At 73.9% G+C, this 11,942-nt stretch carries 12 protein-coding genes and 2 tRNA genes; 8 read left to right on the top strand and 6 right to left on the bottom strand.

Features of this window, described 5'->3' with window-relative positions:
* Window positions 1-49 precede the first annotated feature (49 nt).
* The 3 genes from AB0J12_RS28410 to AB0J12_RS28420 all read right to left on the bottom strand — a co-directional run bounded on the left by AB0J12_RS28410 (window position 50) and on the right by AB0J12_RS28420 (window position 2,585).
* A complete protein-coding gene (locus AB0J12_RS28410) occupies window positions 50-913 on the bottom strand; it encodes an LLM class F420-dependent oxidoreductase (protein ID WP_363267319.1) in 864 nt (287 codons plus the stop codon).
* Window positions 914-1,014: 101 nt separating this feature from the next.
* Entirely contained in the window at window positions 1,015-1,509 is a 495-nt protein-coding gene (locus AB0J12_RS28415) for a heme-degrading domain-containing protein (RefSeq protein WP_363267320.1), read from the bottom strand.
* Entirely contained in the window at window positions 1,506-2,585 is a 1,080-nt protein-coding gene (locus AB0J12_RS28420; RefSeq protein ID WP_363267321.1) for a Gfo/Idh/MocA family oxidoreductase, read from the bottom strand. The genes AB0J12_RS28415 and AB0J12_RS28420 overlap by 4 nt, the downstream gene beginning before the upstream one ends.
* A gap of 48 nt (window positions 2,586-2,633) precedes the next feature.
* Here AB0J12_RS28420 and AB0J12_RS28425 point away from each other — a divergent pair, with 48 nt between their 5' ends.
* The 5 genes from AB0J12_RS28425 to AB0J12_RS28445 all read left to right on the top strand — a co-directional run bounded on the left by AB0J12_RS28425 (window position 2,634) and on the right by AB0J12_RS28445 (window position 7,242).
* The gene (locus AB0J12_RS28425; RefSeq protein WP_363267322.1) at window positions 2,634-3,770 is read left to right on the top strand and encodes an ROK family transcriptional regulator; all 1,137 of its coding nucleotides are present in this window, start codon (window positions 2,634-2,636) and stop codon (window positions 3,768-3,770) included.
* Between the two features lie 127 nt (window positions 3,771-3,897).
* The gene (locus AB0J12_RS28430) at window positions 3,898-4,812 is read left to right on the top strand and encodes an LPXTG cell wall anchor domain-containing protein (RefSeq protein WP_363267323.1); all 915 of its coding nucleotides are present in this window, start codon (window positions 3,898-3,900) and stop codon (window positions 4,810-4,812) included.
* Between the two features lie 257 nt (window positions 4,813-5,069).
* Window positions 5,070-5,849 carry an HAD-IIA family hydrolase gene (locus AB0J12_RS28435; RefSeq protein ID WP_363267324.1) on the top strand — a complete coding sequence of 260 codons (780 nt, stop codon included), beginning with the start codon at window positions 5,070-5,072 and terminating at the stop codon, window positions 5,847-5,849.
* Window positions 5,850-5,986: 137 nt separating this feature from the next.
* A complete protein-coding gene (locus tag AB0J12_RS28440; RefSeq protein WP_363267325.1) occupies window positions 5,987-6,574 on the top strand; it encodes a hypothetical protein in 588 nt (195 codons plus the stop codon).
* A 2-nt stretch (window positions 6,575-6,576) separates the two neighbouring features.
* Entirely contained in the window at window positions 6,577-7,242 is a 666-nt protein-coding gene (locus AB0J12_RS28445) for a class F sortase (protein WP_363267326.1), read from the top strand.
* 187 nt (window positions 7,243-7,429) lie between these two features.
* On the opposite strand, the gene AB0J12_RS28450 is transcribed toward AB0J12_RS28445, so the two are convergent.
* Window positions 7,430-7,503, bottom strand: a tRNA-Lys gene (locus AB0J12_RS28450).
* Window positions 7,504-7,692: 189 nt separating this feature from the next.
* Here AB0J12_RS28450 and AB0J12_RS28455 point away from each other — a divergent pair.
* The 3 genes from AB0J12_RS28455 to AB0J12_RS28465 all read left to right on the top strand — a co-directional run bounded on the left by AB0J12_RS28455 (window position 7,693) and on the right by AB0J12_RS28465 (window position 10,926).
* Window positions 7,693-9,039 carry a peptidoglycan-binding protein gene (locus AB0J12_RS28455; RefSeq protein WP_363267327.1) on the top strand — a complete coding sequence of 449 codons (1,347 nt, stop codon included), beginning with the start codon at window positions 7,693-7,695 and terminating at the stop codon, window positions 9,037-9,039.
* A gap of 32 nt (window positions 9,040-9,071) precedes the next feature.
* Window positions 9,072-10,187 carry an SPFH domain-containing protein gene (locus AB0J12_RS28460; protein WP_363267328.1) on the top strand — a complete coding sequence of 372 codons (1,116 nt, stop codon included), beginning with the start codon at window positions 9,072-9,074 and terminating at the stop codon, window positions 10,185-10,187.
* A gap of 133 nt (window positions 10,188-10,320) precedes the next feature.
* Window positions 10,321-10,926, top strand: a complete 606-nt coding sequence (locus AB0J12_RS28465; protein WP_363267329.1) for a lytic polysaccharide monooxygenase — start codon at window positions 10,321-10,323, stop codon at window positions 10,924-10,926.
* Window positions 10,927-10,984: 58 nt separating this feature from the next.
* Here the strand turns inward: AB0J12_RS28465 and AB0J12_RS28470 are convergent.
* Both AB0J12_RS28470 and AB0J12_RS28475 read right to left on the bottom strand, forming a co-directional pair.
* Window positions 10,985-11,058: transfer RNA gene (locus AB0J12_RS28470), tRNA-Lys, on the bottom strand.
* Between the two features lie 114 nt (window positions 11,059-11,172).
* A complete protein-coding gene (locus AB0J12_RS28475; RefSeq protein ID WP_363267330.1) occupies window positions 11,173-11,931 on the bottom strand; it encodes an IclR family transcriptional regulator C-terminal domain-containing protein in 759 nt (252 codons plus the stop codon).
* Window positions 11,932-11,942: the final 11 nt, after the last annotated feature.

Genomic DNA, 11,942 nt, shown 5'->3' on the forward strand with positions numbered 1-11,942 from the left:
GGTGTGTGGCTGGTCGCGCAGTTCCCCGCGCCCCTTCAGGGCGGCCACCTCACCGGAGCAGAGAAGCCAGCCTCCTCCATTCCTCCCTCGGGAGGTCTTCCCTCGGGCCGTCGGTCACCAGCTGAAGTGCCATGTGGTCGGCGCCCGCCTTGACGTAGGTGTCGATGCGCTCGCGGATCCGGTCCTCCGTGCCCCAGGCGAACACCGCGTCGATGAGGCGGTCGCTGCCGCCGCCGGCGAGGTCGGCCTCGGTGAAGCCGAGGCGGAGGAAGGTGTTCGTGTAGTTGGGCAGGCCCAGGTAGACGGAGAGGGCGGCGCGGGCCAGTTCGCGGGCGCGGGACGGGTCGGTCTCCAGGACGACCTTCAGTTCCGGGGCCAGCAGCGCGGCGTCGCCCAGGGTTTCGCGGGCCTCGGCGGTGTGCTCGGGCGTGACCAGGTACGGGATCGCGCCCGCCGCGCGGTCCCGGGACAGCTGGAGGTTCTTCGGACCGAGCGCGGCGAGGACGCGGCGCTCGGCGGGGACGCCGGCCGCGTCGAGTTCGTCGAGGTAGGAGGCCAGCGCCGCGAGCGGGCGGCGGTACTGCGAGGCCAGCTTCGCGTGGCTGACGCCCAGGCCCAGCAGGAAGCGGCCGGGGTGGGCCCGCTCCAGGTCGGCGAAGCGGGCCGCGGTGTCGGCGGCCGTGTGCTGCCAGATGCTCTGGATGCTGGTGCCGACGGTGATGCGCCCGGTCGCCGCCAGCAGGGGCTCGGCGTGGTGGACGGCGCTGCTGCCGCCGAGCCAGAGGGCACCGAAGCCGAGCGACTCCAACTCGGCTGCCGCGTCGGCCCGTTCGCGTTGCCGGGCCGGGTCCTCGGAGCGCAGGCCCACGCTCCAGATGCCGTACCGGCCGATCGTGTCCTGCACCGTGCTCATGGGTCCCTCCGGACGGGTCCGTGATCATCACGTCTACGGCCAGTCCCAACCGGAGGGTCCCCCGGGTTAATCCCGGCGCACGTCAGATCTTCAGGAACTCCTCAGATCTTCAGGAACTCCTCCAGAGCCTCCACCACGAACCGGTGGTCCTGCAGCTGGGGCAGCCCGGAGACGGTGACCGCGCCGATCACGCCGACGCCCTCCACGGTGATCGGGAAGGAGCCGCCGTGGGCCGCGTACACGTCCGGGTCGAGGCGGGAGGACTCCTCGAAGGTGGTGCCCTTGGCGCGGAAGCGGGCGCCGACCAGGTAGGAGGCGCTGCCGTAGCGTTCGACGACCCGGCGCTTGCGGGCGATCCAGGAGTCGTTGTCCGGCGTGGAACCGGGCAGGGCGGCGTGGAAGAGCTGCTGGCCGGCCCGGTGGATGTCGATGGCGACCGGGGCCTGCCGCTCACGGGCCAGCTCGACCAGCAGCGAGCCGAGCGCCCACGCGTCGTCGTGCGTGAACTGCCGGAAGACCAGGCGGCGTTCCTGGGCCTCCAGTTCCTCGATGCTCGGGGTCAGCTCGGGGGTGAACTTCGGGGTCGGTCCGCTCATCGCAGGGTCACCGCCACTCCGTCGCGGGCCGACCGGCGGGCCGCTTCCAGTACCTCGAGCGCGTCGGCCGCCTCCAGCGCGGTCACCGGGTTGGGGCCGGTGCCCGTGAGGGCCTTCGCCACGGCCGCGTAGTAGGCCGGGTAGTCGCCGGGCAGGGTGGGTTCGGCGCGGCCGCCGCCGGTCAGCGGGGACTCCCCGGCGCCGACGCGGCCCCACAGCTCCTCCGGCTCCGCACCCCAGCCGGGGCCCGGGCGCAGGCCCTCGCGCAGCGCCGCCTCCTGCGGGTCCAGGCCGTACTTGACGTAGCCGGCCTGCGAGCCGAGCACACGCAAGCGCGGGCCGAGCTGGGCGGTGGTGGAGGAGACGTACAGGTGGGAGCGAACCCCGTTCGCGTGGGTCAGCGCCAGGAACGTGTCGTCGTCGGCCTGCGCGCCCGCGCGCCGGACCACCGACTCGGCGTACACCTGGGTGACGGGGCCGAAGAGCACCAGCGCCTGGTCGACGACGTGGCTGCCGAGGTCGTACAGCAGGCCTCCGATCTCCGCCGGGTCGCCGGACTCCCGCCAGCCGCCCTTGGGCTTGGGCCGCCAGCGTTCGAAGCGCGACTCGAAGCGCCATACGTCGCCCAGCGCGCCCTCGTCGAGCAGCTTGCGCAGGGTGAGGAAGTCGTTGTCCCAGCGGCGGTTCTGGAAGACCGACAGCAGCAGCCCGCGCTCCTCGGCGAGCGCCGCCAGCTCGCGGGCCTCGGCGGCGGTCCCGGCGATCGGCTTGTCCACGACGACCGGCAGCCCCGCCTCGAGGGCGGCGGTGGCCAGCGGGACGTGGGTCTTGTTCGGGGAGGCGATGACGACCAGGTCGAGGTCGCCGGCCCGCTCCAGCAGCTCGTCGGCGCCGGCCACGGTCCTCACGCCGGGGTGCTCGGTGCGTGCCTGCTCCTGCCGCTCGGGCTGGGAGGTGACGACCGTTTCGAGGATCAGGCCGTCGGTGGTGGCGATCAGCGGGGCGTGGAAGACGGAGCCCGCGAGGCCGTAGCCGATGAGGCCCACGCGGAGGGGGGTGCCTGTCGTACCTGTCATGCCACCCACTTTCGCAACGCTGTTGCCAAAGTGCAAGCGGCAGGGACAATGGGGGCTGTGAGCGGTACGAACGGCGGGATCAAAGACGACGGCGGCGCGAGCAGGGGCGGCTTCAATCTGCTGGGGCTGCGCAGCCACAACACCGCGCTCGTGCTCGAGCTGCTGCGCACGGCCGGCGCCGAGGGCATCAGCCGGCTCGAACTCGCCGAGCGCACGGGGCTGACCCCGCAGGCCGTCAGCAAGATCACCGCACGGCTGCGGGAGCAGGGGCTGGCCGCCGAGGCCGGGCGCCGGGCCTCCACCGGCGGCAAACCGCGCACGGTGCTGCGGCTGGTGCCCGACGCCGGACACGCCGTCGGGGTGCATCTGGACCGCGACGAGCTGCGGACCGTGCTGGTCGACCTCACCGGCGCGGTCGTCGGGCGGGAGCGGGCGCCGCTCGACCTCGGGGCGGGGGCCGCGGCGGTGCTGGGCGGCGTGGAGCGGGCGGTGCGGCCGCTCGCCGACTCGGTGCCGGCCGGGTCGGTGCTGGGCGTGGGCGTCGCCCTGCCCGGACCGCTCGACCATGTGCGGGGCGTGCTGCACCGGGTGACCGGTTTCCCCGAGTGGGACGGCTTCCCGCTGCGGGACGCCCTCGCCGGGCGCCTCGGCCTGCCGGTCGTCGTCGACAAGGACTCCAACGCCGCCGCGCTCGGCCTCGCCGTCGCCGGGGAGGGCGGCTCCTTCGCCTACCTCCATCTCGGCACGGGACTGGGCGCCGGGCTGGTCGTCGGCGGGATCGTGCACCGGGGGGCGCGGACCGGGGCGGGGGAGTTCGGCCACCAGGTGATCCAGCTGGACGGTCCGGTGTGCGGGTGCGGCGACCGCGGCTGCATCGAGGTGCTGTGCCTGGGGGCGGTACGACGCGGGGACACGGCGGAGGCCGCGCGGGTGCTGGGTGCCGGGGCGGCCAATCTCGTGGGGCTGCTGGACATCGACGGGGTGCTGCTCGGGGGGCGGGTCGTCGCGCGGGCGCCGGAGACCTTCGTACGCGGGGTGGCGGCGGTCCTCCAGGAGCGGGCGGTCCGTGAGGGCACGCCCGGCGCTGCGGTGCCCGTGCGGATCGCCGGGGGTGGGGAGTGGGGGGTCGCCTCGGGCGCGGGGCAACTGGTCCTGGGGCCGGTGTTCGGGCGGCGGGACGCGTAGCAGGCGGGGCGCGCGTCCGGGCGGGCGGTGCTCGTGCCACGGTCGGATGACTTCCCTCCGCCGTTCGAGGGGCCTGCTCGGTACGCCTCCGCCGCAGCCCCGCCCCACCCGCCACACTCATGTGATCATGCGACTGTTCCCGCTCGCCCCTGTCCCCGCGGCGGCAGCCGCCACGCTGCTGCCCCTGCTGCCGTTACCGGCCCTCGCGGCGCCCGCCGCACATGTCCTCACGGCCCCCGCGCACACGGGCCCCGCCCCAGCCCACCCGGCGAATGCCGCCCCCGCACCGGTCGTCCCGGCGTATGCCGCCCCCGCGTATGCCGCCCTCGCCCCCGACCCCGCCTGCGCCGCCGACACCGGCTCCTCCGACTTCCCCCTCCGGGCCCGTATCCGCGGTGGCCCCGCGGCGTACGACGCCGGAGGCGGATACGGCGTCTGGTATCTGGACCTGACCAACACCACCCACGGCACCTGCACCGCCGTTCACCCCGTCGTCGTCCTGGTCGACGAGCGGCGTGCGCTGACGGCGGCCCAGCCGCGGCTGGAGTTCGACGACGGCGCCCGCACCCGCTCCGTCCGGTTCGAGACGACCGACGAGGACGAGCTGGTCGGCGCGTTCGGGGAGACGGACGGTTTCGGGGGGTTCAGTGTCGGGCCGCGCCGCACCCTCACCGTGCGCGTGCGGCTCGCGTTCACCGCCGACGCCGTACCCAACGAGGTCACCGCCGAGGCCGCGGTCGTCCGCAGGCACGACGACGACGGCGACTGGGTGGGCCAGTCCAACGACTACCGATTCGCCGTACGCAGCCCGTCCGGGCCCGCGCCCCAGCAGGACCCCGCCACCGACCCCGGCGCCACACCCCCCGGCCCCGCCCGCACCCCCGCCACCGCCAGACCCACCCCCGACCCCACCCCCGCCCCCACCGGCGCGCTCGCCACCGACGAACTCGCCCGTACCGGCATCGCCGACGGCGCGCTCGCCGCCGCCGTCGCCCTGCTGCTCGGCGGCGCCGCACTGCTGGTGCTGCGCAGACGCCGCTGACGGGAGACACGGGCGCCGCCGGGCCGGGCCGTCGCGTCGGGCGACGATCCTGGCGTGGACTGCCTCGACGACCAGGCCCCCGTCGACAGATGGAGGTCCGCGACCGGCAGCTGACCGCGCACACCGCCCCGCAGCCGAGATCAGCGTCCTCGGCGGGGTCGAGATCAGCGACTGCTGATTAGGCTGGGGGCGTCGGTACGCCGTGGTTCCGGCGCCCAGCCCGTGTAGGACCGTACGTACGCCAGGAGACGCAGCACATGGCAGACCGCAAGCCCATCGAATCGTGGCTCACCGACATGGACGGCGTCCTGATCCACGAGGGAGTGCCGATTCCCGGCGCCGACGCCTTCCTGAAGAAGCTGCGCGAGTCCGGCAAACCGTTTCTGGTGCTGACCAACAATTCCATGTACACCCCGCGTGACCTGCACGCCCGCCTGACCCGCATGGGCCTGGACGTTCCCATCGAGAACATCTGGACCTCGGCGCTGGCCACCGCGAAGTTCCTGGACGACCAGCGCCCCGGCGGTTCGGCGTACGTGATCGGTGAGGCCGGACTGACCACCGCGCTGCACGACATCGGCTACATCCTCACCGACCACGAGCCCGACTACGTCGTCCTCGGCGAGACCCGCACCTACTCCTTCGAGGCCATGACCAAGGCCGTGCGGCTCATCAACGACGGGGCCCGGTTCATCTGCACCAACCCCGACGAGACCGGCCCCTCCACAGAGGGCCCGCTCCCGGCGACCGGCGCGGTGGCCGCGCTGATCACCAAGGCGACCGGCAAGCAGCCGTACTTCGCCGGCAAGCCGAACCCGCTGATGATGCGCACCGGCCTGAACGCCATCGGCGCGCACTCCGAGACCAGCGCGATGATCGGTGACCGGATGGACACCGACGTGCTGGCCGGCATGGAGGCCGGGATGCAGACCTTCCTGGTGCTCACCGGCCTGACCACGACCGGCCAGGTGGAGAACTTCCCCTACCGGCCCTCGCACGTCGTGGACTCCATCGCGGACCTGGTCGACCTCGTCTGACCCGGGCCGTCGCCGGCCTGGGTGGCCCCGTCCAACCCAGGTCGGCGTGAACATCACCCGTTCGGAGCAATATCGGCGCCTCTGCGGATGCGGGGAGGGCGCCGGGCGGGGAGCCTCCAGATAACTGGAGGTACACGATGGGCTCACTGAAGGTCACTGTCTGTGCGGGCGCCGCGGTGCTCGCCGCGCTCACCCCGACGGCGTACGCGGCGGACGGGGGCGCAGTCTCGGTGTCCCCTTCCTCACCCGCACCCGGCGCCGACGTGTCGCTGACCGTGCACGGCTGCGCCGGCGGCACCGGCACCGGCACCGCCGTCTCCGCCGCCTTCGTCGCCGACGCCCACCTGGCCGGCGCCGGCGGCACCCTCGCCGGTGAGACCAAGATCCGCTCCTCCGTGACGCCCGGCGCGTACGACGTGAAGGTCACCTGCGCCGACCGCACGGTCAAGGGCAAGGTCACCGTCGTCGCGCGCGGCGGGCACACGGCCCCTCCCTCGCACGAACCGCCGGCGTCCGCCCCCGCCTCCCCGATCGCCCCCGTCCACGCGGGCGGCGGCGGCACCGCACGGCTCACCGCCGAGAGCACCGCACGCCTCACCGCGGCCGACGCCCACGCCGACGGACCCGGCATCGCGCACGCCGTCATGGGCCTGGTGCTGGCCGGCGTCGCCGCGGCCGCCGTGGGCGTGCGCGGCGTCGCCCGCCGGAGCCGCAGGACCCACTGACCATGGCGGACACCGCACGCTCCTCCGGCACCGCGCGCCTGGTCATGGGCGTGGCCTGGGCGGTCCTGCTGCTGGGGCTCTGGCTGTGGGGGATGAAGGTCACCGACGTACGGCAGGGCATGTCCGCGCCGACCACCGGTGACATGGCCGCCGCCGGCCGCCCGCCGCTGGCCGAGCTGCCCCCGGCCGCCCGGCCGCTCAAGGGGGCCGCGCCGCAGCGCATCGACATCCCCGACCTGGGCGTGCAGGCGCCGGTCGTGGGGCGCGGCCTGGACGCCGCGGGCGCCATCGACCCGCCGCCGTTCAATCAGGCCGCGGTGGTCGGCTGGTACGCGGGCGGGGCGGCGCCCGGCGCGGCCGGGACCGCGCTGATGGTCGGGCACGTCGACACCGAGACGAAACCGGCCGTCTTCTACAAGCTCAGCACGCTCAAGCCGGGCCGCACGGTCCGCGTCGTGCGCGCCGACGGCCACGTCGCCGAGTTCACCGTCGACGACGTCGAGGTCCTGCCCCGCGACCACTTCGACGCCCACCGCGCCTACGGCCCCCGCCAGCCGGGGCGCGCGGAGCTGCGGCTGATCACCTGCGGCGGCACCTTCGACCGGGCGAGCCGCAGCTACACGGCCAACGTGATCGTGTCCGCCTATCTGACGGGCACCCCGCTGTAACAGCTCGCCGACGGTCCGCCCGGCAGGTCGCGGGCTACCGGCCGACGGCTTCGCAAGTGCCGTGTATGCGCGCCCCGTTGTCCGTCCAGGGTTCTCCGGGGCTCAGCATGATCGCAAGGTGCGAAACGCGCGTAGGAGCACGGAACGAAACAAGGCCCCTCGCCGAAGCGAGGGGCCTTGCCGTCGGTGCGCCGCCAGGGACTCGAACCCCGGACCCGCTGATTAAGAGTCAGCTGCTCTAACCAACTGAGCTAGCGGCGCCTGCTGACGTCGACAACTCTACAGGACACGCGGGGGTGCCTCTGACCGCGCGCGTCGTGGCCGTTATGTCATGAAATGGGAAAGTCGTACATCATTCGGACCGTCACCATGCGCTTCCGTAAGACGGTTGGGAAACTGATCAGCGTGTACAGGCCTGGACAAAACGGACCGGAGTGTGAGGCGGATCGCATGAACAGTCCGGTATTCGAGGAAATCGATCCCGCGAGCGACTGCGGCTGCCCCGGCTGCGCCCGGCTGCACCGGCCCGCCCCGCCGTCCTCCCCGACCCCTGGCCCCGCCGCACACCGTGCGGTGATCGTCGCGGCCGCCGCCTCCACCGCGCTCGCCGCGAGCGGCGCCGCACCGGCCCTCGCCACCCCGCACACCCCCGCCCGGCCCGGCGTTCCCGCAGGTGACGAGCCGCAGACCCCGCAGGGCGGCAAGGCCCCGCTGCACGGCCCGGCCGGCGCTCCGGCGACGCCCGGCGCCCCGGTGAAGCTGCCGCCGATCAGCCGTACGGAGATCATCAACCGCGCCAAGGTGTGGGTGGCGGCCCAGGTGCCCTACAGCATGTACGCCTACTGGTCGGACGGGTACCGGCAGGACTGCTCGGGCTTCGTGTCCATGGCCTGGCACCTGCCCGGCAACGAGTGGACCGGCAGCCTCGGCCAGTTCGCCGACCGGATCACCAAGGAGGAGCTCCAGCCCGGCGACATCCTGCTGTTCCACAACACCGCCGACCCCGAGAAGGGGTCCCATGTGGTGATCTTCGGCGGCTGGACGGACTACACGCACACCTACTACATCGCCTACGAGCAGACCCGCCCCACCACCCGCCGCCAGGCCACCCCCTACCCGTACTGGAGCAACGCCTCCTCCTATCTGCCGTACCGCTACAAGGGTGTCACCGACGGCGCGGCCGGCGCTCCGGCGGGCAGCGGGGGCACCCAGAAGGACGCCGCCGCGTTCCCCGGCGCGGGCTCCTTCGGACCCGGCGCGAACAACGCCCACGTCACCCGGCTCGGCCAGTGGCTCGTCAAGCGCGGCGGCGCCCGCTTCTACACCTCCGGCCCCGGGCCCGCGTGGACGGACGCCGACCGCCGGGCCACCCAGGCCTTCCAGCAGGCGCAGGGCTGGGCCGGCACAGGAGCCGATGGCCTGCCGGGCCCGAAGACCTGGGCGCTGCTGCTCTCCGGCACGGGCAAGGACATCCCACCCGCGGGAACCCAGGGACCGGCGAAGCCGACACCACCGGCGACGCCTGCCCCGCCGGGCAAGCCCGCCCCGCCCGCCGCCCTCCCGCCCTTCCCCGGCCCCGGCGCCTTGCGCCCGGGCGCGAACAACGCCCATGTCACCGAGCTCGGCCGGCAGCTGGTGAAGAAGGGCTTCGGCAGGTTCTACACGAGCGGCCCCGGTCCGCGCTGGAGCGAGGCGGACCGCAGGGCCGTCGAGGCCTTCCAGCTCGCCCAGGGCTGGCGGGGCCCGGCCGCCGACGGCTACCCCGGCCCGGAGACCTGGCGACGGCTCTTCCGGTGACATCACCCATCCGCAGTGGTTGGAGGCACGCATTGAGTACGGCCACGACGCCCGAGTCGGAGGGGAGTGCGGACGCCGCCGCGTCCCGCCCGCCCCGGCTGATCCAGAACGAGGCCACCACCGAGATCCCTGTCCACCTTCTCTTCCGCGACGATCCCGACCCGCAGCCGGTGCCGGCGCACCCCACCGTCGTGGCGCGCCGCCAGGGCACCGGCGAGCAGCCGCGCGTCCGCCGGCCGGCCCCGAAGGTGCCGCGTCCCGCCGTGCCGGAGGTCGACCCGGAGCTGGTGGAGCGGCGGGCGCGGGTGCTGCCCGGCGCCGTGGGGGTGCTCGCCGGGATGTGCGGGCTGGCCGGGTGTGCGGCCGCCTCCTGGTGGGCCGGGCTGGTACCGCGGCTCGCCGTCCGGGCGCTGCCCCTGCCGGCGACGCCGGACGCCGGGCTCGGGCCGGCGCAGTGGGCGCTGTACGCGGGGGCGGGCGCGCTCGCCCTGTTCGGCTTCGGCGGGCTGGCGCGCGGGCGCACCGGACGGGCCTGGGTGCTCGGCCTGTTCGGCCGCTACCGGGGCACGGTCCGGCGCGCCGGCCTGCTGTGGGTCAACCCGCTGCTGCTGCGCCGCGGTGTGGACGTGCGGCTGCGGCACTGGCGCAGCGAGCCGATGCCGGCGGCCGACGCCAGCGGGGTGGCGCTGCGGGTGGTCACGCTGGTGGTGTGGCGGGTGCGGGACACCGCGCGGGCGGCGCTCGGCGTGGAGGACCACGAGACGTTTCTGCGCGAGTGCGTCGAGGCGGCGCTCACCCGGGTGCCGGTGGAGGTGCCCGGCGCCGGCCGCGCCCCGGCGGAGACGAGCGGGGACGCGCTGACCCGCTCGGTCGCGGCGGACGTGGCGCCGGTGGGTCTGGAGGTGTTCTCGGTACGGCCGCTGCGGGTGGAGTACGCCCCGGAGGTGGCCGCCGTGATGCAGCGCCGGCGGATCGCCGTGCTGGAGGCCGAGCACCGGGCGAGCGTGATCGGTTCGGTCGTGGACTCGGTGGAGGACACGGTGACCCGGCTGACCGTGCGCGGCCTGGTGGCGCTGGACGACTACGAGCGCAAGGCGCTGGTGAAGGACCTCACGGTGGCGTTCTGCGCGGGGCACGGGGAGGGGTAGACGCACGCCGTGGGCCGGGCCGTTCCGGGCGTGCGATTGGTATGGACATGCTCAACGGTCGGCAATAACCTCGAACTTGGTCTAGACCTACCTGCACGGCTCACTGAACTCCCCACATCCCAGGAGCGGCAGCATGCGCACAAGGACCAAGCTCTACGCCGCCGTGGTGGGGCTGGCCACGACCGGAGCGATCGCGCTCTCCTCCGGCGGGGCCAGCAGCCACGGCTACACCGATCTGCCCGTCAGTCGGCAGAAGGTCTGCCAGCTCGGCACCGTCACGAACTGCGGCGACATCCAGTGGGAGCCGCAGAGCGTGGAGGGCCCCAAGGGCTTCCCCGCCGCCGGACCGGCCGACGGCCGGCTGTGCTCGGGCGGCAACACCCGCTTCGCCCAGCTGGACAGCCCGCGCACCCCGTCGGGCGGCGCCTGGCCCACCACCAGGGTGACGGGCGGTCAGAGCTACACCTTCCGGTGGCAGTTCACCGCGATGCACGCCACGACCGACTTCAAGTACTACGTCACCAAGCCGGGCTGGAACCAGGACCACAACCTGACCCGCGCCGACCTCAACCTCACCCCGTTCCTCACCGTCCCCTACGGCGGTCAGCGCCCGCCGTCCACCCTCTCCCACAGCGGCACCCTGCCGTCCGGCCTCAGCGGCCACCACGTGATCCTCGCGGTCTGGACCGTCGCGGACACGGGCAACGCGTTCTACGCCTGCTCGGACGTCACGTTCTGATGTCCGCCGGCTGACCCAACGCCGAAGGGCCCCCGCTTTCGCGAGGGCCCTTCTTCTGTGCGCCGCCAGGGACTCGAACCCCGGACCCGCTGATTAAGAGTCAGCTGCTCTAACCAACTGAGCTAGCGGCGCATGACTCCCACCGACCGCTTCACCAGGCGTTTTCCTGGCCCCGCGGGCGGCGACGAAGAAAATAGTACCTGGTTCTCCGGGGTGCTCATGACCACCCCGCACGGCCCCGCAGGCCTAGATCGTCAGCGACAGGAGCAACGGGGCGGCGCTCCGGCTCAGGGCGTCCGCCGCCGTGCGCAGGCGGTGGGCGTGTTCCACCGGCATCGACAGCGCCAGACATCCCACCGAGGCGCCCGCGGTGATCGGCACGGCCGCGCAGACCGTGCCGACCGCGTACTCCTGCAGGTCGAGGACCGGCACCGTCGGCGGCTGCGCCTCCAGGCGGGAGAGCAGCAGCTTGTCGCTGGTGATCGTGCGCGAGGTGAGGCGGGCCATCTTGTGCCGGGAGAGATGGTCGCGGCGGCCGTTGTGGTCGAGCTGCGTCAGCAGGCTCTTGCCGACCGCGTGGGCGTGCGCGGACTCCCGGAAGTCCACCCACTCGTTGACCGGGGGAGCGCCCGGCCCGGCGGCGTACTGGGTGATCCGCACCTCGCCGTCCACGTAGCGGCTGATGTAGACGGCGGCCCGCACCGAGTCGCGCAGCCGGTCCAGGGTGCGCTGGAGGTGGGCCCGCAGCGCCTCCTCCCGCCCCTGGGCGGAGCCCAGCCGGGCGAGCGCGTCACCGGCCGTGTACGCACCGCCGGTGATCTGCTCGACGTATCCCTCGCGGCGCAGCATCCGCAGCAGCGGGGTCAGTCGCTCGGTGGTGAGGCCGGTGAGGCGGGCTATCCGGGCGTCGGTGACGCCGGCGGTGTGCCGGGCCACGGTCTCCAGCACGCGCAGGGCGTCCTGTGCCGCGTGGTACGGCGCGGTCGGCTCGTTCATCAGCGCCACGGTGTCTCCCC

This window comes from Streptomyces sp. NPDC049915 (assembly GCF_040656475.1).
GTDB lineage: Bacteria > Actinomycetota > Actinomycetes > Streptomycetales > Streptomycetaceae > Streptomyces.

What these genes read in the sequence shown, in the direction of transcription:
- AB0J12_RS28430 (WP_363267323.1), top strand. Translation starts at nt 3,898, where the DNA reads ATGCGACTGTTCCCGCTCGCCCCTGTCCCCGCGGCGGCAGCCGCCACG.
- AB0J12_RS28465 (WP_363267329.1), top strand. Translation starts at nt 10,321, where the DNA reads ATGCGCACAAGGACCAAGCTCTACGCCGCCGTGGTGGGGCTGGCCACG.
- AB0J12_RS28455 (WP_363267327.1), top strand. Translation starts at nt 7,693, where the DNA reads ATGAACAGTCCGGTATTCGAGGAAATCGATCCCGCGAGCGACTGCGGC.
- AB0J12_RS28425 (WP_363267322.1), top strand. Translation starts at nt 2,634, where the DNA reads ATGGGGGCTGTGAGCGGTACGAACGGCGGGATCAAAGACGACGGCGGC.
- AB0J12_RS28440 (WP_363267325.1), top strand. Translation starts at nt 5,987, where the DNA reads ATGGGCTCACTGAAGGTCACTGTCTGTGCGGGCGCCGCGGTGCTCGCC.
- AB0J12_RS28435 (WP_363267324.1), top strand. Translation starts at nt 5,070, where the DNA reads ATGGCAGACCGCAAGCCCATCGAATCGTGGCTCACCGACATGGACGGC.
- AB0J12_RS28445 (WP_363267326.1), top strand. Translation starts at nt 6,577, where the DNA reads ATGGCGGACACCGCACGCTCCTCCGGCACCGCGCGCCTGGTCATGGGC.
- AB0J12_RS28420 (WP_363267321.1), bottom strand. Translation starts at nt 2,585, where the DNA reads ATGACAGGTACGACAGGCACCCCCCTCCGCGTGGGCCTCATCGGCTAC.
- AB0J12_RS28410 (WP_363267319.1), bottom strand. Translation starts at nt 913, where the DNA reads ATGAGCACGGTGCAGGACACGATCGGCCGGTACGGCATCTGGAGCGTG.
- AB0J12_RS28415 (WP_363267320.1), bottom strand. Translation starts at nt 1,509, where the DNA reads ATGAGCGGACCGACCCCGAAGTTCACCCCCGAGCTGACCCCGAGCATC.